Annotated in this window: 22 protein-coding genes and 2 pseudogenes; 17 read left to right on the top strand and 7 right to left on the bottom strand. The window is 59.4% G+C overall.

Annotated features, from left to right (window positions below):
• Window positions 1-323: 323 nt before the first annotated feature.
• Window positions 324-1,247: a TauD/TfdA dioxygenase family protein gene (locus BDB13_RS19850; protein WP_094273264.1), complete on the bottom strand. Its 924-nt coding sequence runs from the start codon at window positions 1,245-1,247 to the stop codon at window positions 324-326.
• A gap of 353 nt (window positions 1,248-1,600) precedes the next feature.
• On the opposite strand from BDB13_RS19850, the gene BDB13_RS19845 reads away from it, so the two are divergent.
• The gene (locus tag BDB13_RS19845; RefSeq protein ID WP_094273262.1) at window positions 1,601-2,200 is read left to right on the top strand and encodes a TetR family transcriptional regulator; all 600 of its coding nucleotides are present in this window, start codon (window positions 1,601-1,603) and stop codon (window positions 2,198-2,200) included.
• 126 nt (window positions 2,201-2,326) lie between these two features.
• Here the strand turns inward: BDB13_RS19845 and BDB13_RS33835 are convergent.
• A pseudogene (locus tag BDB13_RS33835) lies at window positions 2,327-2,545 on the bottom strand (IS6 family transposase); the annotation flags it as partial.
• Between the two features lie 363 nt (window positions 2,546-2,908).
• Window positions 2,909-3,394, bottom strand: coding sequence for a nuclear transport factor 2 family protein (locus tag BDB13_RS19835; RefSeq protein ID WP_094273258.1), 486 nt, complete (start codon window positions 3,392-3,394; stop codon window positions 2,909-2,911).
• A 512-nt stretch (window positions 3,395-3,906) separates the two neighbouring features.
• On the opposite strand from BDB13_RS19835, the gene BDB13_RS19830 reads away from it, so the two are divergent.
• The gene (locus BDB13_RS19830; RefSeq protein WP_094273257.1) at window positions 3,907-4,833 is read left to right on the top strand and encodes a tyrosine-protein phosphatase; all 927 of its coding nucleotides are present in this window, start codon (window positions 3,907-3,909) and stop codon (window positions 4,831-4,833) included.
• 62 nt (window positions 4,834-4,895) lie between these two features.
• Here the strand turns inward: BDB13_RS19830 and BDB13_RS19825 are convergent, their stop codons facing one another.
• Window positions 4,896-5,813 (bottom strand): alpha/beta fold hydrolase, encoded by a 918-nt coding sequence (locus BDB13_RS19825; RefSeq protein WP_094273255.1) that lies wholly within the window; start codon window positions 5,811-5,813, stop codon window positions 4,896-4,898.
• An 83-nt stretch (window positions 5,814-5,896) separates the two neighbouring features.
• On the opposite strand from BDB13_RS19825, the gene BDB13_RS19820 reads away from it, so the two are divergent.
• Together BDB13_RS19820 and BDB13_RS33055 are read left to right on the top strand one after the other, a co-directional pair.
• Entirely contained in the window at window positions 5,897-6,598 is a 702-nt protein-coding gene (locus tag BDB13_RS19820; protein ID WP_217902139.1) for a TetR/AcrR family transcriptional regulator, read from the top strand.
• A 110-nt stretch (window positions 6,599-6,708) separates the two neighbouring features.
• Window positions 6,709-6,840, top strand: coding sequence for a hypothetical protein (locus BDB13_RS33055; RefSeq protein WP_254922889.1), 132 nt, complete (start codon window positions 6,709-6,711; stop codon window positions 6,838-6,840).
• 330 nt (window positions 6,841-7,170) lie between these two features.
• On the opposite strand, the gene BDB13_RS19815 is transcribed toward BDB13_RS33055, so the two are convergent.
• Window positions 7,171-7,497: a hypothetical protein gene (locus tag BDB13_RS19815; RefSeq protein ID WP_094273252.1), complete on the bottom strand. Its 327-nt coding sequence runs from the start codon at window positions 7,495-7,497 to the stop codon at window positions 7,171-7,173.
• A 659-nt stretch (window positions 7,498-8,156) separates the two neighbouring features.
• Here BDB13_RS19815 and lipA point away from each other — a divergent pair.
• From lipA to BDB13_RS19755, 13 genes and pseudogenes are all read left to right on the top strand, one after another.
• Window positions 8,157-9,125 carry a lipoyl synthase gene (lipA, locus tag BDB13_RS19810; protein WP_094273250.1) on the top strand — a complete coding sequence of 323 codons (969 nt, stop codon included), beginning with the start codon at window positions 8,157-8,159 and terminating at the stop codon, window positions 9,123-9,125.
• A 63-nt stretch (window positions 9,126-9,188) separates the two neighbouring features.
• Complete coding sequence (locus BDB13_RS19805; protein WP_094273248.1) at window positions 9,189-9,521, top strand: hypothetical protein; 333 nt, start codon at window positions 9,189-9,191, stop codon at window positions 9,519-9,521.
• A gap of 798 nt (window positions 9,522-10,319) precedes the next feature.
• Window positions 10,320-10,622: pseudogene (locus BDB13_RS33605) on the top strand (Rieske 2Fe-2S domain-containing protein); the annotation flags it as partial.
• A 165-nt stretch (window positions 10,623-10,787) separates the two neighbouring features.
• Entirely contained in the window at window positions 10,788-11,633 is an 846-nt protein-coding gene (locus BDB13_RS33050; protein ID WP_254922888.1) for an SRPBCC family protein, read from the top strand.
• Between the two features lie 26 nt (window positions 11,634-11,659).
• A complete protein-coding gene (locus BDB13_RS19795; RefSeq protein WP_176459632.1) occupies window positions 11,660-12,016 on the top strand; it encodes a 2Fe-2S iron-sulfur cluster-binding protein in 357 nt (118 codons plus the stop codon).
• 88 nt (window positions 12,017-12,104) lie between these two features.
• A complete protein-coding gene (locus BDB13_RS19790; RefSeq protein WP_094273242.1) occupies window positions 12,105-13,106 on the top strand; it encodes a thiamine pyrophosphate-dependent dehydrogenase E1 component subunit alpha in 1,002 nt (333 codons plus the stop codon).
• A complete protein-coding gene (locus BDB13_RS19785) occupies window positions 13,103-14,122 on the top strand; it encodes an alpha-ketoacid dehydrogenase subunit beta (RefSeq protein WP_094273240.1) in 1,020 nt (339 codons plus the stop codon). The genes BDB13_RS19790 and BDB13_RS19785 overlap by 4 nt, the downstream gene beginning before the upstream one ends.
• Before the next feature lie 67 nt (window positions 14,123-14,189).
• The gene (locus BDB13_RS19780) at window positions 14,190-14,414 is read left to right on the top strand and encodes a lipoyl domain-containing protein (RefSeq protein WP_094273238.1); all 225 of its coding nucleotides are present in this window, start codon (window positions 14,190-14,192) and stop codon (window positions 14,412-14,414) included.
• 188 nt (window positions 14,415-14,602) lie between these two features.
• The gene (locus BDB13_RS19775; protein ID WP_094273236.1) at window positions 14,603-16,108 is read left to right on the top strand and encodes a 3-oxoacid CoA-transferase; all 1,506 of its coding nucleotides are present in this window, start codon (window positions 14,603-14,605) and stop codon (window positions 16,106-16,108) included.
• Window positions 16,105-17,313: an MFS transporter gene (locus tag BDB13_RS19770; protein ID WP_141210668.1), complete on the top strand. Its 1,209-nt coding sequence runs from the start codon at window positions 16,105-16,107 to the stop codon at window positions 17,311-17,313. The genes BDB13_RS19775 and BDB13_RS19770 overlap by 4 nt, the downstream gene beginning before the upstream one ends.
• A 487-nt stretch (window positions 17,314-17,800) precedes the next feature.
• Window positions 17,801-19,552, top strand: a complete 1,752-nt coding sequence (locus BDB13_RS19765) for an FAD-binding protein (protein ID WP_369597454.1) — start codon at window positions 17,801-17,803, stop codon at window positions 19,550-19,552.
• Between the two features lie 115 nt (window positions 19,553-19,667).
• Window positions 19,668-20,720 carry an LLM class flavin-dependent oxidoreductase gene (locus tag BDB13_RS19760; protein ID WP_094273231.1) on the top strand — a complete coding sequence of 351 codons (1,053 nt, stop codon included), beginning with the start codon at window positions 19,668-19,670 and terminating at the stop codon, window positions 20,718-20,720.
• A gap of 147 nt (window positions 20,721-20,867) precedes the next feature.
• Complete coding sequence (locus tag BDB13_RS19755; RefSeq protein WP_094275046.1) at window positions 20,868-21,830, top strand: phosphotriesterase family protein; 963 nt, start codon at window positions 20,868-20,870, stop codon at window positions 21,828-21,830.
• 187 nt (window positions 21,831-22,017) lie between these two features.
• Here the strand turns inward: BDB13_RS19755 and BDB13_RS19750 are convergent, their stop codons facing one another.
• Complete coding sequence (locus BDB13_RS19750) at window positions 22,018-22,506, bottom strand: flavin reductase family protein (protein ID WP_094273229.1); 489 nt, start codon at window positions 22,504-22,506, stop codon at window positions 22,018-22,020.
• 2 nt (window positions 22,507-22,508) lie between these two features.
• Window positions 22,509-23,792 (bottom strand): bifunctional 3,4-dihydroxy-2-butanone-4-phosphate synthase/GTP cyclohydrolase II, encoded by a 1,284-nt coding sequence (locus tag BDB13_RS19745; RefSeq protein WP_094275045.1) that lies wholly within the window; start codon window positions 23,790-23,792, stop codon window positions 22,509-22,511.
• Window positions 23,793-23,886: the final 94 nt, after the last annotated feature.

Raw genomic sequence — 23,886 nt, 5'->3', positions numbered from 1 at the left:
TGTCGCCAATGTCATTCCTGACTTAAATCTGTTGCAGCGCAGTCACTGTCAGGTTTCGATTCATTCGCGGCGGATCGACAGCTAGCCAGGATGAGAGTTTTCCGAGCGAGGCCAGCACGTAGGCGCATGTGACCTTGGGCGGTTTGCTTCACAACCTTCAATCAACAGTGTTACGTCGAGCTTTTCGGGCCTGCCTGTGACCTGTGGTTTACAAGTTCGGACGATTTCTTTGGTGCGAGGTCGGGCCGTGCGTATCGGCACGACCCGACCTCGCACCAGCAATTGAGAAATTGTGCGCAGTTCGCCTAAAGAGTGAACCGTTGTCAGGCGAAGGTTCCTTCAAACAAGGGCTCCGACGCTCCGTCCGGACGGTAGGAGGGACGCCCGCCCTCGACCGTGCAACGGCGCATCAGCCGATACTGCGGGTAGTGATCCGACAGTGCACGATGATTTGTGCAGCGCTCATCCCAAATCGCGACGTCACCGGCTTGCCAACGCCAGCGGACTTGGTAGTTGGGGTTTTCCACGAGATTGCTCAGATATCCGAGCAGCACGTCGCTCTCAGGCTTGCGCATGCCGACGATCTGATCAATGAAAGAGCTCAGGAACAGCGCCTGACCCCCAGTCTCCTCATGGGTGCGGACCAACGGCATTACGGAGCCCTTGAGTTTCTCCCGGATAATCTGCTCTGCTTCCCGGCCGTACACCTCCACGCTCGCCTCAATGAAGTGCTCGGAGGGCTTATGCAGAGCGCGCAGGCTCTGGCAGATCCGCTTCATCTCGTCAGAGAGGTTGTCGTAGACGGCGTACAGGCTGGCCCAGAGGGTGTCACCGCCGACGGGCGGGATGTCCAGGCCACAGAGGATCGCCAGGTTGGGCGGCTCCGGCCAGTAGGTTAGGTCCGTGTGGAATCCATCTGCGGCTGGCCGCTTCGTCGCGGTGTTCTCGACAGAATGCAGCACCGTATCGTCGCCCATGAGCTGCGCCACCGGGTTTGCCATGGGAGTGCCCCACCGTTTCGCCAAGGCGACGTGGTCATCCTCGGAGAGGTGCTGATTGCGGAGAAAGACCACATGGTGTTTGAGCAAGGCCTGATGAAGATCGGCAAACTCATCATCGCTCAGGTCGCTGAGACTCACCCCTTCGATAATCGCCCCAATGTTGGCGTTCAACGGCGTCACGCGCAGATTTCTGCCTTGATGAGGATCGAGGACCTGCGGATCACTGGCCAGTTGAGACGAATTCATTGTTATCTCCTTCTTGGAAATTGATCACTTCAATAGCGAGCTCCGGTATCCACGTCCAGTGGCACCTACAAGCGCGCCCCTAGCGAGGGCTCGGCGCCTTCTCGCCATCAGTGGTTGGCGCCGGGCGAGTCCTGCCCTGCCGGTCAGCCGTCCGATATGGAGCACCACGCCTCGGGTTGGCCCCAGCGCTGTCATCTCCGGTGCTGGGTCTTCGGGCCGCCGCCAAAGAGTAAGCTGACTCACATATGTTAGTCAACTACCAGTTTTGTGGCGGGTGCGCCGAGGACGCCGCCGTCAGCTCCGCGTCGGCTCACGCCGAGGTGCCCCTCGGTCAGCCGTAGTCTGGAGCCACTATGGGCCTACGAGAACGTAAGAAGCTTGCAACGCGCAATCGCCTCGTCGATGCCGCGCTACGCCGATTCGCCGAAAACGGCTACGACGCAACCACAGTCGAGGAAATCGCTGCCGACGCCCAGGTGTCGGTGACGACCTTCTTCCGATACTTCCGGTCTAAGGACGAGATCCTCTTCATCGACGCAGACAGCGCGACCCCGGACTTTTGCGCTGCGCTCACGGCTCGGCCGGCAGATGAGCCGGATCTCGAGGCGATCCGCCAGGTGATGCGCACTTTCCATGTGCGCGAAGATCCCCACGACGATCCACAACGCCGACTTCGCCAGCATCGTGTTGTGGCCGCGACTCCGGTGTTGCGTGGTCGGTATCACGAGGTCTCCGCACGATGGCAGCACGAGGTCGCCGCAGGCCTGTCTCAACGGCAGGTCGCGTCCCCCGGCGACCGTAATGTCCGACTCACCGCCGCTATCGCGTTGGCTATTGTCAGCTTCGCCGACGATGAGTGGTGCGCGCACGAGGGGGCTCTCGACTGGGTCACCATCCTCGACGAAGCCTTCGAGTCACATGCGGCACTCGCCCAGAGCAGTCTCGACCCTTGAACGCTCATATACTTCGCCGCGCGCGGCGGCGCACCTCTTGCGAGCACTGTCACGTTGATTGAAAGAACTGGCGGCGTCGTCGTTTGGAGTGAGCGGCGATGTAATCCCGTTGGGGTTGTTCACGTTTCAGGAGGCAACACCGCTCGCGGTGACTTCCGGCCAGACCGCGAATCGGTTGGCCATCTCGGGCGCGGTCAGTCGATGCTGGCAGGGCCGGAAATGCGGTGAGATCGAGCTGTACGCGGACGGGAACGTTGCGCGTGTGCGACCGATGTGAAGCGTTTCATAGCCTGCTCCCGCCTTGGGTCGGGGGATGGAATTCCCGGCCCGGTACTTGGATCGGCGACCACCGACCCCACCGTGCCTCATACGGAGTCCGATAGCTCTCATTAGAGGAGCTATAAACAGCCCCTCGGAACTGGATTTCTCAGTCCAACGGCAGGGGAGCAGTGCACTCAGATAGTGGGTATCCGTGTGGTGAAGAGAACTCGGACGTCACCGGATGGACGATATTTCGATGGCGGTGCCGATGTCAATATTCGCGGTGACGCCGTCTTTGTCCGACCGTATCCAATGTCGCGGGTGTAAATCGCCCGCGTTGGGTGAATCGCGGCAAAACTGGGGAGAGACGTGGTCGGGAAGTTCGGACGATCCAACACAAATCATTATCCTTGCCGACTGAGCGTAGCTACAGCCCAGAGATCCTGATCAGTTGTCGGCCCGGGCAAGCAAATCACGAGCGGGAGAGCTTCCGTCGAGTAGTCGGGTGGTGCGTTGCTTGATTTTCCACTCGCCCAGGACCTTCACAAGATCGAATCGGTTCGCTGCGACACGCCAGACGCGGAACGAATCGTCGCCTTCGTTTCGTCGTAGCAACTGAGAATGGCCTGTCGCAGTAGCCTTGTCTCCGTCGACGACGATGTTGAGCGGGGCCAGGAGATGACCGCAACCGGTGTTGATGTAGTCCTGGTGGGGTTTAGTGCGGACCATCTCGATGATCTCGGCGCGGCCGTTCAGGTTACGAATATCGATGTCGTACACGGCATCCTCGGTCCACATGGCGCCGACCTTGTCTGCCTCTCCGGCGTCGACGGCGGGACCGTACGCGGTGATGAGCTTCTGGATCGCAATCTCATCTTCGAGTATTTGCACTCGCTCGAGCAGTGAGTTGACTAGCGCGGCAATTTCGGTCATCGGATCTCCTTGGCGTGGTAAGGCAATCAGGTGTGTCGGCCGAGCTTGGGATGGAACATGCACGTATGTAAGCGAATTCGACGTGCGCTCCGCAGAGTAGCAGGTAGCCTTTGATTGCTGCCGCTGCGGCAGACCTCACCGATTTCTGCGATGCTCGGGGGACTTTTCTTGTTTCTTCTGGACTCGGTCACAGCGATGGGTCACGGTTGTTCTGGGTTCACAGCAGGCACGTGACGGCGCGGTGGTGTGGGAGATCGGGATGAGGTCGGAATCAATGATCTCTATCCGACGAATATTCGACTTTCTACGTCTCGGTGAACGGGCAACGCCCTTTTCGGTCACTGAGTTTCCTGCACTATTGCGTAGGACCGGAGGTGCCATTAGGTGCGCACGAATCCAACCCGCCGAGGCTGGTGCGATTGAGTGCAATCCACTGGGCGCGAAACATCTTGAGGTCTAGAAAACACGGCTTGCTACGGAATCTATCTACGCTACTGGAAAGGCTTCACTCGATGCCACACCGACCATTCGCCTTGCGTCAACAAGCCCGGACGTGCGTCGCACTCGCTGCGGCAGGTTCATTCCTGCTCGCCGGCACCACTGTTGCTACCGCCGAGCCGAGCACCCTCCCGTCATTCGGGTCGTCGGACTTCGGCTCGAGTGCACCGTCCGCCGTTGTGGCACCACGACTTGCATCGATAGACAATTTCCGCGATGTCGCAGGCACAGGATCCGGCTACGTCGGCACCGGCGGCCTGCATGTACGCCAGGGCGTGTTCTACCGCGCAAACGCGATCACCCCAAACGCCGAAGACCTGGCGACCCTCGAAACGCTGCATCTGACGGCGGTATACGACCTGCGCACCGAGGGCGAGATTGCCGCGAACCCGAACACCCTGCCCGACGGCGTTCGCTACGAGAAGATTCAGGTCCTCGCCGCTGATCCGAGCGGTGACGTCGCCTCCATCACCACGAAGCAGCAAGCCCTCGAGTATGTCCAGTCGGGATACCGGTCCACCGTCAGCGATCCCGTCTCCCGCGCCGGATTTGGTCAGCTGTTGACCGAACTCGCCGACACCCCGGGTCCGCAGGTATTTCACTGCACCGCCGGCAAAGACCGCACCGGATGGGGATCGGCACTGCTGCTGAGCATCGCCGGTGTCCCGCGAGAGACCATCATGGCGGACTATCTGCTCACGAATGAGTACTCTGCGGCAGCCATCGAGGCAAAGTTAGCTCGGATCGCCGCAGCGAAAGGACCGGAGTACGCGGAGGTCTACCGTCAGCTTCTCGGCGTCGACTCCAGCTATCTGCAGGCAGCGTTCGACGAATTGGACAGCACCTACGGTTCATTCGACCGCTATCTTGTTGACGGGCTCGGGCTTGACATGGCAACGATCGCGAACCTGAAGCTGAAGCTTCTCGTCGGACTCGTCTGAGGTGCCGTCGGGGTCGTGTGAGGTGAATTGAAAACTGATGGGCGCGTGATCGATGTGGTGGATCACGCGCCCAGCACCGTCAGGCCGCCTACATGTTCGCGGATTGCAGCAGCGAGTGGTTTCCATGAGTGCTCAGGCAGGTCGTGCCCGACTTCGGGGAGGATGAGCATGTGTGACCCGGGAATCCTGGCCGTGATGGCATGCGCGGCTTTGGGTTTGATCAGAGGATCGTCCTCACCGTGCACCACCAGGGTGGGCTGTGTGATTGCGGTGATCGGTGGTCCGCTCCACTGAGCGCCGATCTGTCGGCTCTGTGCCTCCTGGTCGTGAACCCCAGGGTCGGGACTGCTTTCCAATCGTGCTCGCATTGCGGCCTCGTCGAACTCGCGGCGCGGAGACGCCAGCAACCGTGCGACCGCGAGGCCGGCCTCGATCGCGCCCTCTCTGGTATCAGGAAACTTGAGGCGCGCAAACTTCGAGAGAGTACGCAAACGGATGTAGCGGAATGTGCGCAACCCGGTGACGTCGCCCGGGACGGCCGCGACCGACGTGAGAGAACGCACTCGGTCGGGATGCCGAAGGGCGACGCGTTGCGCGAGGGCGCCACCGAGCGAGACTCCGAGCACGTGCGCCGAGCTCCAGCCGAGTTCGTCGATCACCGCAATTGCATCGTCCGCCATGTCTTCGGCGGTGTATGCCTCACCGCGTTTGGCCAGCAGCGCGGCGATCGGGTTTCGTACGGCCGTCGGCGGCAGGTGAGTCGACTCTCCGCCGTCACGCTGGTCGTACCGCACGACAGCGAAACCGTGTTCGGCCAGTTGCTCACAGAACCCGTCGGGAACTGCGTGGCGATTGACGCCCAGTCCGGTGGCGATCAGTAACGGTTCTCCGCTGAGTTCCGGCCGGAATTGATCGAACGCGAGACGTACCGATTCGTTCTGTGCCCATCGCCGCGGTCCCCATGCGTTGTCGAGTGCCATTTTGAACCTCCCTTTACTGTGTTCACTGAACGCAGTTTTAGTATAGGTCACGACAGACAGCAACGAATGGAGAGTGGCGTCGAGTGACACAGTCCGGAATGGAGCAACCGCACACGACAGTGTGGGACCGCTCGTACGGCAAACGCGGTCCGGCGCCGGCCCATAGTCGCAACGATGTCGCCGACGCGGCGATCGAACTTGCAAACGAGGGGGGATTGTCCGCAGTCTCCACCCGCCGGATCGCGCAGAAACTCGGGGTGAGTCAGTCGGCTCTGTACCGTTACGTGGCGGGGCACGACGAAGTGTTCGACCTCATGGTGGATGCCGCTGCCGGCGAGATCGACCTCGATGTGGCGCTGCGCGGCGAGGCGATCGACGACCTCACCGCCCTCGCGGCTCGCGCGAGAAGCGTCCACGTGAGATACCCGTGGCTGCTTGATATTCCGGTCGAGGCGATGCGCGTCGGCCCTCGCGGAATCGACTTTCTCGAGTATGCGCTGCGCGCTATGGCGGTGGTCGAAGTGCCGGGGCCGGTGAAGCTGCAGGCGATCGCCGTTCTGAACACGCTTGTCCAGCAGTTCGCCCGCGCCGAGGTCGGTGGCGGAACGGCAAGTCGGGAGCGTCGAATCTCTCAGGTGATGTACTTGCACAAGACGGCCGCGGTCGGCGATCATCCGTATCTTGCGGCGGCGCTCCATATTTCGGATCCAGGCGCCGACCAGCCGGGCGACATGTTCGAGCCCGTAGTGCGCCGAGTCCTCAAGGGTGTATTGACGTCGGACTGAACCGCGACCCTTGCCGTGTGGCCTCCGATGCCACGGTCGAAGTCCGAGCGGACTGTCCTCGTTGAGGATTGAGCCGCCCCTGTGGCCTCTGATCCAGGTGTGCCGAGTCGATGAAGAAGATTGAGTTCGACGGCCAGTGGTGTTGGGGGACGACGGCCCGGATCGATCAGGAGGATAGGGTCCTGGAAGAGTCCTCGATCGATCACGGATTCTGTGTGGTTGTCGATCGTGACGTTGTATGAGGGAACGCGGCAAGTCAGGGTTTCGCGAGGAGCTGCGTGCAGGTTCTTCAGGGCCGCTTGGCGTCTCAAGCCTCGTCGTTCTTAATTGGGACTAGTCGCAGTGGTGAACTAGGTCGCTTCGTCGTATTCTTTCGGCCGTTCTTGCTTCCGCACACTCGCCTGCTGTCCATGAGGATGGGATGGCGTCGGATCACTCTGCTGGGCAACGCGGACCGACGCCGCACCACTCCGCAGAACGCTTAGCTTGCGATGTCATTCATTCCGATCCCGGAGAATGCCGGTAGCCGCGAACTGCATTCTTGGCCCTGCAGTCCGCCGCGCACCAGGCAGTCAGCGATTCACCGCGTGGGTCCCACACAGTCTGAGAAGTCGAATCGTGGGAGGTGGATCCATTTGCATGGAATCCGAGAGCTGCATCTGTCCCTCCTTGGCGGTTGCGGCGTAAAGACCAGCCAGCGCTTCGGTTATGTCTTCGGCCTCAATGTCGTACACCGCAACGTACGGGCCGTCATCCTGCACCGGAGCGAATCGCCGGGCTCCTGTAAATCCCGGTATTGCGCAGACCTCGCGCAGATGTAGGCCGTACCACTCGTTGTACTCGGCTTCTCGCTCGCGAGAGCTCGGGCGGGAGGTGACGTAAAGGATTCCTTGTTCCATACGGCTGAAAGTTAGATGACAGATTCTTCGAAATCAATGACGGGTGAACAGTTTTCGGGGGAGTGCCGGGAAAAGGGTGTAACTGGTCGGGCTACGCGAGCGTGAGTTGGAGGGGAGGCAACTGACCGTACCTGCAGGTCAAGGCTCTGGCGGCCACAAGGACTGCGGGCAGGAGTTCGTCGGTGAGGTTCATGATGAAGGGTTGGAGTCTGTTGGTGCCGGCTATTCAACCTGCAGGCGCACGAGTGGCCGGTTTAGTTGACTCATCGGCGAATTCGGGTGCACGAGTGCATCGGACTCAAGGGTTGTAGATAACGTAGTCATTGTCGGCGGCGGTCCTCGGAAATCAGCGCATTTCTTGATGAGTCTCCGCACTCCCTTGCCAAATGCTGAGACGTTTGACATCCTCGGGTTTGGATCTTGCTCAGCTGTGAACGCATCCATCCGAGCATGTGCGGTCTACTAGCTGTCTCCCAAATATTAAGTCGTGCACAGGTTATCGAGGTCAGATCCCATCGGTCGGCGCAACGTGTCGCCGTGGGTGCGGCTCCCGATCAAGACTGTCCGGGTCTCACATCGCCGGTGACGTCACGTCATCGCACAGCAGTCGGAGTCTTCGGGCGAACTCTCGCCGGTTCCGGCGAACGAAGGAGTTTCACATGAGCATCGACCCCGCATCCCCCACTGTGCCTGGCATCCCCGGAGCATCCGCTGGGGGCCGAAAACTCCTCCGACTCGAGGTTCGCAATGCCCAGACCCCGGTGGAGAGGAAGCCTCCGTGGATGAAGGTCAAGGTGCGTACGGGACCGGAGTACCGCGCGCTCACTGCGCTCGTCGAACGAGAGAACTTGCATACCGTATGTCAGGAAGCAGGCTGCCCCAACATTTTCGAATGCTGGGAGGACCGTGAGGCAACCTTCCTTATCGGTGGGGACCAGTGCACGCGGCGCTGCGACTTCTGTCAGATCGATACTGGTAAACCCGTCGATCTGGACCGCGATGAGCCACGACGGGTCGCCGAATCCGTCCGCTCGATGGGCCTTCGATATGCGACGGTGACTGGCGTTGCCCGCGACGACCTCCCGGACGGCGGATCCTGGCTCTATGCCGAAACTGTGCGTCAGATCCACCAACTGTGTCCGGACACCGGTGTCGAACTGCTTATCCCGGACTTCAATGCGGATCCCGCCCAACTGCGAGAGGTGTTCAACACGAGGCCAGAAGTGTTGGCACATAACGTGGAAACCGTACCCCGAGTATTTCGGCGGGTCAGACCAGCATTCACCTACGAACGGTCGCTCGAGGTGATCACTCGGGCTCGCGAGGAGGACCTGATAACCAAGTCGAACCTCATCCTCGGGTTGGGTGAGAACACCGATGAGGCGATCCAGGCCTTGCACGACTTGCATGGCGCCGGTTGTCAGCTGATCACGATCACCCAGTATCTGCGACCGTCTTCCCGGCACCATCCGGTAGAGCGATGGGCTGAGCCCGGGGAGTTCACCCACCTCGAACAGATCGCGCGCGAGATCGGATTCTTAGGCGTCATGTCCGGCCCGCTGGTCCGGTCCTCTTACCGCGCCGGCCGCCTGCATGCGGAGGCTGTCGCCGCCACCTCATCCTGCTAGATCCACCCCACACGATTTCACACTTCCGTCCCTGCACTTCCGTCCCCGTACAAGGAGATTCCCATGTCCATACCTTCCGCAGATGTCGTCGAACTCGGCGGCGTTTCCGGCGGGTCTGCCGCCGCACTCCGGTCCGCGGAACTAATCCAGTTCGGCGAACTTTGGGCGCCGTACGGCGGCGGAACTGACGAAGATATTTTCACTACCTTCGGAGTGCCGTCGTGCATCTACTTCACGCGGCTCGCGAATCTTCTCATCACTCAAGCCGGCCTGGTTCCAGACGAATCGGTACGGGCTGCGATGCTCGCTATCTGTGACCGTCGAATCGGCGGAGAGCCGTACAATAGGCGTTCGCATAGTGGGTGCCTCATGTTCTGCGACACTGAAGAGACATAACAGCGCAGATCGAACCGTTTGGGTTCTCGACCGTTTCCACGTGAGCTGAAACTTCGATGTAAGAGTGGAGAACTCGACGTCGCGAGGGGTTTGCGGTCCTTAATGGGGGGCGGCTGCCCGTGTGTTCGGTCTGTACGCGTCAGCCACGGTCTCTGTCAGCGCATTGTCGTAGGCATCGACGGAACTGCAGCTTCATATCTGCGCCCAACGCCTTCGTGATCACCTCGTCAGCTGACTGGGGCTCAAAAGAATTCAGCAACCGGATCGGAAATTTACACCGTTTTTCTGATACTCCCTCGATCCGCTTACACCTTTTTGGCAAAATTTGCCGTTACGGTTCAGATGATGGTCGATACCCCTTGACATGTCCTATCGATTCCGGGATGTTTGTGAAATGCCTATTGGCTCCTGAATGCTTGTGAAACGCACTCTTCATGAGAGTGAGGCGTCGGGAGTTCTTGTTTCAGGTTGGTTCTTTGTACGGGTTTTCGGCGCTTTCGATTTGTCGGCCTTATCAGAAGGAGTCTCATGGTCAGAAGGAATGTCATAGTGGAGCAACAAACCGATTATGGCGCCGTGATTGTGGGCTTCGAAACGGTGCCGAATCTTCGATGAAGCAAAGAAATCTCTAGAAGCAGTGCTTACCAGGTGGGTTGAAAATAGCTGGAAGGATATGTTTTGACTACTCAGATCGAGCAAACAAATTTGGCCGGAGATGGCGAATTGCCGCTACCAGATTTGGAGGTAAATCCGTGTCTCCCGGATCCCGATGTGGACACGTCCGAGGTTCCGTTCCGTATGGTGGATGGGATACATATCCCTGCTGAACGCTATTACGACCAAGAATTTACGAATCTCGAGAACCGTAAGCTGTGGATGCACACGTGGCAGTGGGCAGTCCGGGTGGAGGACGTCCAGTTACCTGGCGACTACATGGAGTACAAAGTCGCCGAAGAGTCTGTGATGGTTGTGCGGGTCGATGAGGAGACCATTAAGGTTTTCCATAACGTCTGCCCACATCGTGCCACACAACTCGCGCTCGATTGTGGCTCGTTCAGTGGCAAGCAGATTGTGTGCCCGTTTCATGGGTGGCGATGGGAGCTGGACGGTACGCAGTCATACCTTTATGCCCGGAACGGCTTCATTCCAGAGTCAATTGAGCCTTCAAAGATAAATCTAAAAGAGGTTCGTTCCGAGATTCGGTACGGATTTGTCTGGATCAATTTCGACGATGACGCGCCCTCGTTCGATGAGTTCATCGGTTCGATGGATAGGCATCTCGAGCCGATGTGGATGGACCGTATGCGGGTCCGGTGGTGGAAGTACCTGGACCTTCCTGCGAACTGGAAGGTGGCTACCGAGGCATTTATCGAGGCATACCACGTCATGCAAGCGCATCCGGAGCTGGCATTCGGTGCTGTCGGTGACGACTACAACGCGGACATGTTGGCGTACAGCCCTAAGGGTATGGGGCATTTCAATGTGGGCGCGCAGGAAAGTGCGCCTGACGTCGTAGGCACTTCGATGGAGTCTTTGCTTAATCCGCCGGTAAAGCATTTGCGATTCGGTGAATATTTCTTGGAGCAGAATAGAATTCTGTTCGAGGGAACCGCCGGCGCGTACGTTACCGAGCGCGAGGAATTCATCAGCGATCGAGTCCGCAACCAAGGACTTCCTGATGAGGAATTGGTGCCGGCGTTTTTCGAGGAGTATTTCGCATACGCGCAGGATGCCGGAATTCCGTTGCCTCCACCCGATCCTGAGGCGTCGTCGTATGGATTTGTCTTTCCGAACATGGTGTTTCTCGGCTTGACCGGGAATCTTCTGTTGTATCGGGTGCGTCCGATCGGGTCCGATCCGAATATGTGTCGTTTCGAGGTTTTTGCGCTGCAGATTCCGGTAGAGGCTGAAGGGGAGCAGGCTCCGGCACGTGCGGAGGGTCCGCTCGAGGTGGAGGATCTGCCGTTCGTTCTGCGTCAGGACGTCGAGAACATTGCACGTCAGCAGGCTGGGTATCGGAGCAGTGCGTTCCACGAAACAACGATGTCTCCTCGGTTCGAAAAAATGATCTACGGCATGCAGAACGAGATCGACCGCTACCTAGCGCGATGACGGGACCGCGTGGTGAGGGAAAACGGATGAGCAAGTTGCCACCGGACGACGTCGTTACCGGCCACATGACCGTTCAGCCAGCGGGCCATGTCATCGAAGTTCGGACGGGTGAATCCCTCATGCAGGCAGCGTGGCGCGAGGAGTATCACTGGCCGACATTGTGTTTCGGGGTCGGACAGTGCACGGCATGCCAATTCGAGGTTGTCGAAGGACTCGATCAGGTATCTCCGCACACAGAGCAGGAAAGAGAGATGCTCAGGGATCTCGCCGGTCGGAGACGACGGATAAATCCGCAGAGAATCAGGCTCGCCTGTCAGGTGAAAATTCGCGGCGATGTAGTGGTGAAAAAGCCCGGTGTCCGCAAAGCCGAACGAGATAAATAACTTCCAGATGACCCGATATGAAGTCCCCACTCGTCCACTCTCGAAGCGGACAGCCGAAATACGTGGGGCAGCGCAAAGGGAGGACAGCATGACGATTCAAATCGCTGCCGAGGATGAGCACGTGGTAGAGGCGGATATCCTCGTTCGCATCTTCACGACGGCCTCGAAATGCAAACTTTACGACGAGAAATACCGCGCGACGATGAGTGCCGGGAAGGTCAGTGGCATGTACTACTCCGCGCGTGGCCAGGAGATCATTCCGGCGGCTATCAATGCGGTTCTGGTACCGGATGACTACGTGTTGACGATGTACCGCGGCGTGCATGACCAAATTTCAAAAGGTGTTCCCCTGCGCACCTTGACGGCGGAATTTTTCGGTCGAGCGAGTGGTAGTTGTAAAGGCAAAGGCGGTCCGATGCACATCACGGACGTCAAGTCCGGCCTGATCGTGACGACCGGTGTTGTCGGCTCCGCAATCCCGATCGCAGTAGGCGTGGGATTGTCGGCCCAGATGCGGCGGAGCGGTCAAGTCGCTGTCGTCAACTTTGGCGATGGCGCCGCGAACATCGGCGCGTTCCACGAGGCACTGAACCTGGCTTCACTCTGGAACCTTCCGGTTATTTTCGTGTGCCAGAACAACCGCTATTCCGAATACACGCCCTACAGCGAGGGAACGTCCGTCGATCAGATCGCGAAGCGTGGAGCGGCTTACTCGATGCGTTCCATACATGTCGACGGCAATGACGCCGAGGCGATGTACCGGGCGGCGCGGACCGCAATCGATGCGGCGCGCGCCGGCGAAGGCCCGACGCTCATCGAGGCGGTTACTTATCGGTTCAACGGCCATCTCATGGGTGACGCCATGGAGTACATGCCGAAGGAAGAGTTGAAGGCCGCGATCGAGGCGGACCCGGTCCCACGACTTCGAGAACGCATCATCGCCTCCGGGCACCGCACGGAAGCTGAGCTCGCAGAGATCGAGCGCCAACTGCAGGCGGAGATCGACGACGCGTTCGAGTATGCGATGGCAGCACCGCTGCCTGATATTGCTGATCTGACCACCGATGTGTACGGAACGGAACCTCGATGACAGTGAAGAGCAAGACCCGCGACGACGCGGGGACTGGACGTCAGTTGAAGATGATCGACGCAATCTCCGAGGCCCTCGATATCGCGATGGACATCGATGACACAGTCTTCGAACTTGGTGAGGACATCCAAGACCCGAAGGGCGGTGGATTCGGGATACACAAGGGCTTGTCGACAAAGTACGGCCTCGAGAGGGTACGTCCGACGCCGATCTCCGAACAGGCGATCATGGGTGCGGCGATCGGTGCGGCGATTACCGGGATGCGGCCAGTTCCCGAGATCATGCTGATGAACTTCATGGCGGTATGTGCGGATCAGCTGATCAACCACGCGGCCAAGCTTCGCTATATGTCAGGCGGGCAGACCAACGTCCCGCTGACGGTCCGCACCGTGTCCGGTGCCGGCGGCGGGTTCGGAGCGCAGCACTCGGACATGCTTGAAGGACCGCTGGTTCATACCCCGGGCTTGAAAGTCGTCATTCCCTCGACGCCGGCAGACGCCAAAGGCCTTCTGCTGTCGTCAATTTTCGACGACGACCCGGTCGTATTCATCGAGATGCATCACCTGTACTTTTCGCCTACCGGTCATGTACCGGAAGGTGACTATCGAGTACCGCTCGGCGTAGCGAGGACCGCGCGCGCAGGGTCCGACGTCACCCTCATCAGCTGGGGCCGACAAGTCCACGAGTGCCTGGCTGTTGCGCAAGACCTCAGTGCTGCGGGTATCGAGGCGGAGGTACTCGACCTGCGTTCGCTCGTTCCTCTCGACCTTGATCGAATTCTCGAATCGGTCGGTAGGACGCGCCGCGCTGTCATCGTGCATGAAGCGGTCCGCCGCAACGGGTTTGGTGCGGAGCTTGCAGCAACGATCAGCGAAGAACTCTTTGGCGACTTGCATGGCCCGGTGCGCCGTGTCGCGGCCGCCAACACTCCGGTCCCTTACGCATCGGTGTTGGAGCAGGCGTTCATGCCGAGTCGCTCTGCCATCGAACAGGCAGTCCTGGGATTGTTCCGCTGAGCTGAACGTAGTACTGACGGCACGCCACCGCGTGCCGTCGAGGATTTCTTAAGGAGGCACAAGAACGATGGAACTGAGCATTCCCCAGTTGGGGGTCACGATGGTTGAGGGCACGTTGTCGGAATGGCTTGTTGCAGATGGGACGGCAGTCAGCGCCGGTGAGGGTATCTACCTCCTTGAAACAGACAAGATTGAGACTGAGATCGAAGCACCCGTCGACGGTGTCTTGAGAATCAAGGCCGAGGCTGACGAAACGTATGCAGTCGGCACCGTGGTCGGAGAGCTGATCTAGCTGGCCTTGTGCGGCGGCGATGCTCCGTCGGAGCTTCGCCGCCGCACAAGGATCTGGTTGAGCTTCCGCATCGCACACGCTGGTGCACTTTCAGCCTCAGCTGTCTTGATGCCGCAAACGCTCCTTGGCCGATCATCCGGCAAGGGCGTGATTCGGAGACCGTGTTATCGGAAATAGGGGAGTCTGGAATGGACAAGGTTGTCGGCACTGTCGTCGAAGCCCTCGACGGAATAGACGATGGAGCCAAGTTGTCGGTGGGCGGCTTCGGTCTGTGTGGCATTCCGAGTCTGCTGATTGCGGGGCTTTTGGAAAAGGGCGTGCGCGATCTTGTGACTGTTTCGAACAACTGCGGTGTCGACGACTGGGGTCTCGGGTTGTTGCTCCGCGAGGGTCGGATCAAGCGGATGGTGTCCTCGTACGTCGGTGAAAACAAGGAGTTCGAGCGCCAGTTCTTGGGTGGTGAACTCGAAGTCGAGCTCGTCCCACAGGGGACGTTGGCTGAGAAGTTGCGCGCCGGCGGTGCTGGGATTCCCGCCTTCTATACCGCGACCGGCGTGGGTAGCCAGGTCGCTGAAGGGGGCTTGCCTTGGTTGTTCGATCAAGACGGCAATGTCGTCGAGCAGAGCCCGCCCAAGGACACTGCGCAATTTGACTTCAACGGTCAGCAGCGGACTTTCGTGCTCGAAGACGCAATCACGTGCGACTTCGGACTGGTGCGGGCATGGAAGGGCGATCGACACGGCAACCTGGTATTTCATCGGTCGGCCCGAAACTTCAACCCGCTAGCAGCCATGGCCGCCCGGATCTCGATTGCCGAGGTCGAAGTGCTCGTTGAACCTGGCGAGCTAGACCCCGACGAGATTCATCTGCCCGGCATTTATGTGCATCGCGTGCTTGCGATGACATCAGCACAAGCGGCCGACAAGCGGATCGAAAAACTGGTGACTCGCAATCGTGCCGTAGACGCTGTCGCTGGAGTCGAATCATGCCCTGGCAGTATTGAATATGGTAGCTCGCGTGTAGGTCTCAGTCGTGATCAGATGGCGGCCCGGGCTGCGCAGGAATTATCGGATGGCAACTACGTCAACCTCGGCATCGGATTGCCGACGTTGGTTCCGGCTCACGTTCCCGATGACGTCGAGATCGTGCTGCAATCGGAAAACGGTGTCTTGGGTACCGGCCCCGCGCCGTACGTCGGCGACACAGATCCTGACCTGGTCGACGCAGGTAAGGCCACCGTCACGCTTCGCCGGGGCGCATCGATATTCGATTCGGCGGCGAGCTTCGGCATGATCCGCGGCGGGAAAATTGATGCAGCGATTCTCGGGGCAATGCAGGTCTCGGCCACTGGCGACATTGCCAACTGGATGATTCCGGGAAAGATGGTCAAAGGCATGGGCGGCGCGATGGATCTCGTGGGTGGAGCCCAGAAGGTTATCGTGCTCATGGAGCACGTTGCCAGGGACGGCAGTTTCAAGGTCGTCGACTCGTGCACATTGCCGATCACCGGCACGGGTGTGGTCGACCGAATCATCACCGACCTCTGTGTTTTCGATATCACCGAACAGGGGCTCGTCCTCCGGGAGTTGGCCTCGGGTGTCACGCTCGACTACGTCCGCGACCGCACCGGTCCGCCCTTCACTGTCGCGCTGTCAGTGGCCGATGTTGCGGCACTCGTCCGAGAAACACCGTGACTGGCTCCGCCGTCGCGGCTCGCTCACAACAGGTAACGGTCCCAGTATGGGCACTTATCGCGTTGATGACCGTCATCGGGCTGAACCTGCGTGCCTCGCTCGGCTCGATACCGCCGCTGCTTCAGGAAATGACTCGTGACCTCCAGCTGTCCGGCCTTACCCAAGGGCTGCTGACATCAGTTGCCGTGGCCTTCATGGGGATTGGCGCGCCGATGGGGCAGAAGGTCGCCGCTCGCATCGGAGTGAACAACGCGATGACCGTGATGCTCGGTGTGTTGTCGATCGGCTGCCTGGCCCGCGTTATCCCTGTTGGTATGCCACTGTTCCTCGTCTCATGCGCGGTGGTCGGGGCAGGAATGGGGGGAGCGTCCGCCTTGGTCCCGAGCCTGATCATTACTCACGTTGCGCGGAAGCGTGGGTTCGCGCTGGGTCTGTATTCGGTCGGAACTTCGGTGGGTGTGGCGCTCGCTGCATGGATTGCCGTGCCCACAGATCACTGGCTGGGCGGCTGGCGGCCCGCTCTCGCCCTCTGGGGCGCAGTCGCTGCGGTGACTTTGCTGGTCTGGGCAGGCACAGTGCGGAGGCTGCACAGCGTCCGGCCGGCAGATCCAGTTGTCGATCATCGCTTGCCTTGGCGCGCGCCGACTGCCTGGTGGATTACCTGGTTCACCGCATCCGCGATGATGATCGGATTCAGCGGGCTGGCCTGGGTTTCGCCGCTCTACATCCATGTGGGCGGCTCACAGCAGCAGGCCGCTGGTTACTTCGTGATTTTCCAACTCGCCGGACTCCTGGCGATGTTGACGCTGCCTTTACTCGCTGACTACACGTCGGACAGGCGACCGCTGCTCGCGCTCGTCGTGGCACTGTCAGCCGCCGGCATGCTTTGCCTGGTCATTGCGCCGCTGGAGCTTGCCATACCCGCAATGGTCATGTTCGGGCTGGGCGCCGGCGGCAGTTCGACACTGGCGATGGTTGTATTGGTGGACGTCACACACACGCAGGCGGACGCAGCGAGGCTCGGCGCCATGGTCATGTTCGTCGCCTACCTCGTCGGCGCCGCCGGCCCGGTGATGCTCGGCGTGCTGGCGCAGGTCACGGGAAGCTTCACCGCCGGATATGCAGTTCTGCTGGGACTCGCGTTTGTCTCATTGGCGACGGTGCCGGCATTTCATCCACGACGAAGTCTCGAGCCTATGTCTTGAGTCGGAAATCCGCTCGAAGATCGGTTCAGAATTCTCTTTCGCACCATAGTCGCGTGAATGCGAACTGTCGCTACGAAGTGTGTCCGGGGTAGGTTCATGCGGGAATCTAAGTGGACGGAATCCTCAGTCGTGGAGACTCGCTAAGCGACGGTAAATCGATAGGATCAATCGAGCGTCAGCTGCTGGGTATTCGCTTCTTTAACGAATATATCTGGTTCCCATCGCAGGGGACTTCTCGGCCGCGGGTGCTGCTTTGTCGCCGGAATTGATCTGCGACCTGTGTGGTTCCTCTCCGTGGTGCTCAGAATCTTGATGGAAGTAGTTACACCATTTTTCTGGCACTCCCTCGATCTGGTTACACCATTTTTCTGGCACTCCCTCGATTTAATTACACCGTTTTCTGAAATTCTTGATTATTATCTAAATTAGCGGCCAACGCCCTTGACATGGTCAATCGGTTCCTGAATCTTTATGAAATGTCGATTTCATGAATGCGGATCCGTGGTGTGGTCCTGCATCGAGTTGGTCCTTTGTTCAGTTTTCGGCGCTTTTGATTTATTCGTCTGTTATCAGAAGGAGTCTCATGGTCAAAAGGAGTGTCACGATGAAGCCGCAAAACGATTATGACGTTGTAATTGTGGGCTTCGGTGTGGCGGGAGCATCAGCAGCTATCGAGGCTGCTGATTCCGGTGCGCGGGTTCTTGTACTCGATCGCGGTTATGGCGGAGGTGCGGCTGCACTCTCAGGTGGAGTGATCTACGCCGGCGGCGGAACGCGGTACCAGCAGGCTGCCGGTGTGCAAGACAGCCCGCAGAACATGTTCAACTACCTTCGTCAGGAAGCGAACGGTGTGGTCTCGGATGAGACACTCCGTCATTTCTGTGAGACGAGTCCAGCCATGGTTGATTGGCTGGAACAGCAGGGTGCGCAGTTCCAGGGAACGTTGTCGCCCTACAAGGCGTCCTACACGCCCGACACGCACTACCTGTACTACTCGGGTAACGAAACAGCGTGGCCCTACAACCTCGAGGCCGTGCCGGCCGCCCGCGGGCACCGGCAGGTCGCCAAGGGCGTAAAAAGTGGTCATACGCTCACGATGAGCCTGTGTCAGTCGGCCATCGCCAAGGGCGTTGAGTTCAAGCCGTTGAGTCGTGTCAGCGAGCTCATCATCGAAGATGGCGCCGTCGTAGGTGTGGTTTATCGGAGCATGGATCCTGACGCCGAAAGCGGGGACAGCCACCGGAAGCTGAGCAAGGTCGGGGGCAAACTGGGGAACTGGATTCCGCCTGTCGGCGCCCGACTCAATGCCAAGGCAGAAAAGCTTTGGGAGAAAAACGCTGTTGAAACCAGCGTGCGCGCCAGTGCCGTGATTTTGGCGGCCGGCGGATTCGTCCTCAATTCCGAGATGATGGCCAAACATGCGGGCGTCGTCGAGGACCCCGGTTTTCTCCCGTTGGGCACGGTGGGCGACGACGGTACGGGAATCAAGCTCGGGATATCGGCTGGCGGTGTGGCCACCAACCTCGATCGGTTGGCGGTGTGGCGGTTCCTTTCGCCGCCCAGTGCCTTCCTGGAGGGTGTGACAGTGGGCCCAACAGGCGAGCGAATCATCAATGAGGATGTGTACGGCGCGAGGCTGGCCGAGGTCATGATCGCCGAGCAGCAAGGGCGGGGTTTTCTTATCCTCGATGCCAAGAGTTGGAAGAAGGCCCGCGGGCAGATCCGCAAGCAGTGCCGGCAAGCTTTCCAGTTTCCGCAGACCATGTATCTGTTCACAGCCGGGAACAAAAAGGCGGGCAGCCTGGACGCGCTTGCTGCCAAGATCGGGGTACCGTCGGCTGGCCTTACCCAGACAGTGCGCGCCTACAACGACGGAATCGCAAGTGAGAAAGGCGATCCGGGTCGCAAGGCGGCCGGACTGTGTGCGCCGATCGAGCAAGGACCCTTCAGAGCGATCGAGATCTCGATCAAGAACTCGTCGCTGTATCCGGCAACGGTGTTCACGCTCGGTGGTCTGCGGGTGGACGAGTCCTCGGGCCATGTCCTCAACAGTGAAGACCAGCCCATCGCCGGGATTTACGCCGTCGGTCGGTGTGCAATCGGTATTTGCTCCTACAGCTATGTCAGTGGCCTGTCACTTGCGGATGGTGTTTTCTCGGGACGCCGGGCCGGCGCGCACGCGGCGAAGAGCGCGCAGTTCCGGCGGATATCGCCCGTTCAAGAAAGAACTGGCACGTGACCGGCCGACGGTCATGCACCAACAGGATGACACCCCTGGATTTCCGCCACATCGTTCATAACGCAGGCCTTGTCAGAGGTCGAAATGGACACCAACTACTTCGGATTGGAACGCAATGAGTTCTGCATCTACTCCCCGTTATGGGGTCTTCGCATTGTCCACCGTTCCGCCGTGGCACAGCCACAACGTAGCGGTGAACAAAGCACTCGAGCAGATCAAACATGCCGACAAGCTCGGCTTCGAAGATGCCTGGGTGGCCGAACACAACGGTCGCAAGTACGGAATCACGGCTTCAGCGCAACTGTTGCTGGCCGCGGCCGCAGCCGCCACGACACGGATTCGTGTCGGATCCGCGGTCTCACGGTTGGCGATGCACCACCCACTGCGCCTGGCCGAGGACTACGCCTACATTGACCAGTTGAGTAGTGGCCGACTGAACTTCGGCATCGGCAAGGGTTACGATCCGGTCGAGTTCCAGGCTTACGACATCGACCTGACCGAGCGTGAGGAGCGCTACAACGAGGTCCTCGAAATCGTCATGCAGGCATGGCGGACCGGGAAGGTCAATTTCCAGGGCAAGTACTACCAGGTGCCCGGTGTCGGTGAAACGATCGACGAAGTCGAACTTTTCCCGGAGGTGTTCCAAAAGCCCATTCCGCCGACCTACGTCATGGTCAGTTCGAGCGAGGAGTCACTCCGGTCGGCCGCACGCCAAGGTTTCGCGTTCGTGCTCGGAGGTGCGACCCGTGACCAGGCGAAGTCGTTGGTCGAGGTCTATCGCGAGGAGGCACGTGCGGCAGGACACTCGTTCGACGCGATCGATGAAAACCTCGCTCGCAGTTCGCAGTTCAAAGCAACCCATGTCGCCGATACCGCCGAGCAGGCCAGACGCGAATTCCGCGAGGGCTATATGTGGTTCGTTGGGGAGAAGAAGAACCGTGCCAAGGTTGGCCTCAGCATCGAGGATCTCACTTTCGAACAATACGTCGAACGCAAGATGCTCATTCTGGGGTCGCCAGATGACGTCGCGGAAGAAGTGGCATCTTTCCACAGCTACACGGGCCTCGGAGGTTTGGTTCTCTGGTTCGACGGCGGCGGGAGCCAGCCGCAGGAGCAGGTTCTCCAGTCGATGACCACATTCGCCGAGAAGGTTCGCCCGCAACTCTGACGCTGTCGCGATCGAACCGGGGCCGCAGGTCGACCCCGGTTCGATCGCAAGAATTTCGGGTCTGTCCCTCGGTTGACTTGAAGCCGTAGAGACTTGCCCACTTGTAGATAGATTCCACAGTTCGTGCACATGGAGGAATTCACACCGATGGCCACTGTTCAGACCGTGACCGGCGACATCGACTGCCGGCAACTCGGGCGCGTGCTCATGCACGAGCACGTGTTCGTGATGAACCACGAGTATCAGGTCAATTACCCCGAGACCTGGGACGACGACGAACGCACGGACGACGCGGTCAAAAAGCTGATTGCGCTGAAAGACGCCGGTATAGACACGATCGTCGACTTGACGGTGTTGGGATTGGGTAGGGACATTCGGCGGGTGCGGGTGGTGGCGGAGAAGTCACCAGTGACGATCATCGCTGCGACAGGGTTCTATACCTTTGCCGAACTGCCTACCTACCTTCGTGTGCAGGGGCCGGGCAGGTTGTTCGGGGGTGAGGAGCCGCTGGTCGGTATGTTCGTCAAGGACATCACGGAGGGCATCGCGGGAACAGGGATCCGAGCGGGAATCCTCAAGTGCGTGACCGATTCTCCTGGCGTAACTCCCGATATCGAGAGAATTCTGCGGGCTGTAGCCCGTGCGCATCTCATTACCGGGGTTCCAATTTCCACGCACACCGATGCATTGTCGGAGCGCGGTCTGGACCAGCAGAAGATCTTCGCGGACGAAGGGGTAGATCTGGGTGCAGTGGTCATCGGCCACAGTGGGGACACCGACGATCTGGACTATCTGCAGCGATTGATCGATGCGGGTTCTTACCTCGGCATGGACCGATTCGGGCTCGACGGCATCATGACGTTCGAGAAACGAGTGGCCACTGTCGCCGCACTAGTACAGCGTGGATATGCGTCGCGAATGGTGTTGTCCCACGACACTTCATGTCACACCCAGAACGTTCCGGACGAGTACCGTGCGAAGAACTGGCCCAACTGGCAGTTTCAACACATCGTGGACGACGTCGTCCCCGCATTGCTGAACGCGGGCGTCACACCTCGAGACATCGAGACCATGCTTGTGGATAACCCGCGGGAGATTTTCGCAGGTTAGTCAGCACTTTTCATTCCCGGGACGAGTCAATCGCCTCCGAGGCGGTGTTGTCGAGGTAAGGACCAGCAGATCGCGGATGTTTCCCGATCTACTGGTCCTTACCTCTTTGTCCTGTACCGCGGCACGCCTGGTAACGACGGGCGGCTCGGCCTTCAGGAACGGGGAGCTTTGGGATTCGCGGCCCGAGTTATGGAAGCGTGTGGAACTTTCGCTTGAAATAGATCGTCGGGTTGCCGGCTCCCAGATATGTGTCGACAACCTCGCCGACCAGGATCGTATGGTCACCAGCGACGACCTTTTCGTGAGCGACGCAGTCCAGGCGTATAGACGCGTCAGACAGGACCGGCACGCCGTCGCAATTGACCTCGAACCCGGCGTTTGCAAACTTGTCTTCGCCACGTGTCGCAAACCGAACCGCGAGCTCGGAGTGGTCGCTGTGCAGGATGTGGATCGTCCACCGGTTAGCCGCGGCAAATGCCGGATGACATTGCGCTGTGTCTGCGAGGCATACGAGCACCAGTGCTGGGTCCATTGATACCGAACAGAATGATGTCGCGGTGAATCCCCAGAATTCGCCCGCGTCGTCGGTAGTCGTAACGATGGTGACGCCACTCGGGAACGAGGACATCGCGTCACGAAAGCGGGCACGTCCGTCGACGATCTCGTCGGTGGTCATTGTTATTTCACTCCTTCGGCCAGAGAATTGCTGATCTCTTCATCCAGGTGATGCTGCATCCGCAACCGCTTGGTTTGGAGGTAGTGCTCGTTCTCGGTGTTCGGCTCAACGGTCAACCGCTCTCGGCCGACGATGTTCAGTCCGTATCCGAGAAGGCCACGGAATTTGGACGGGTTGTTGGTCATCAGTCGGACGGACTTCACTCCTAGATCCCGAAGGATGTGCGCACCGATGCCATAGTGTCGGCTGTCCACAGGCAACCCCTGTGCAAGATTTGCGTCGACCGTGTCCAAGCCGGTGTCCTGCAGGTTGTATGCGCGCAACTTGTGGCTCAGGCCGATGCCTCGTCCTTCATGCCCCCGCAGATAGACAATCACTCCCTTGCCCTCGTTCGCGATGCGCCGCATCGCGAGCTCGAGTTGTTCACCACAGTCACATCGAAGCGAGGAAAAGATGTCTCCGGTGAGGCACTCCGAATGTACTCTGACCAGTACGGATGTTGAATTCGTGTCGATTTGCTCAACGTCGCCCAACACGAGCGCGACGTGTTCGGTGTCGTCAACAAACGAGCGGTAGGTAACAGCGGTGAACTGCCCGTATTTGTTCGGTATCCGCCCATGCGCGTCGCGGCGGACGAGCGTTTCCGTGCGTAATCGATACCGCACGATGTCGGCTACCTCGAGCGTCACCAACTGATGACGTTTCGCGAAGGCTGCCGCGTCGTCGCGGCGTGCCATGGTTCCGTCATCGTTGGTGACTTCGCAGAGCACGCCCGCCGGGAAAAGTCCGGCCAGTACACAGAGGTCGACAGCGCTCTCTGTGTGGCCACCACGCTGCAGAACGCCACCTCTGTGAGCTCGCAAGGGAAAGACATGACCGGGGCGTGAGAAGTGGTCGCCATCGACACCCTGCGCTGTAAGAGCCCGGATAGTTGCACTGCGATCTGACGCCGACACACCGGTACTGGTTGCGGACTTCAGGTCGATGGAAACTGTGAAAGCGGTTCCCCGTGGATCGTCAGCGTCAGACACCATCAGTGGAAGCCGAAGTCGATCGGCATGCTCCTCGGTGATCGCGACACACAACAGGCCACTCGAGTGGCGAATCATGAAGGCTACTGACTCCGGCGTCGCGAACTCTGCCGCAATGATCAGATCGCCTTCATTCTCGCGGTCGGCATCATCGACCACCAGAACCATACGACCAAGCTTCAACTCGGCGATGGCAGCCTCGACCGCACGGCAAGACCGCTTCTCACGCGCGTCCGCAAACTCGTTCAGTGCCATATTTGTGCTCCTTCTGGATGCAGTAGCTGCTTCGAGCCTGACACCGGGGGTCTGCCTGAGAAATGGTGTAACTGGCAGTTCCCATCGCAGGTTT

Origin of the sequence: Rhodococcus sp. OK302, from assembly GCF_002245895.1 — a bacterium.
Classification (GTDB): domain Bacteria; phylum Actinomycetota; class Actinomycetes; order Mycobacteriales; family Mycobacteriaceae; genus Rhodococcus_F.
Note: the sequence above shows the minus strand (reverse complement) of the source record. Positions and strands in the feature narration are given on the sequence as shown.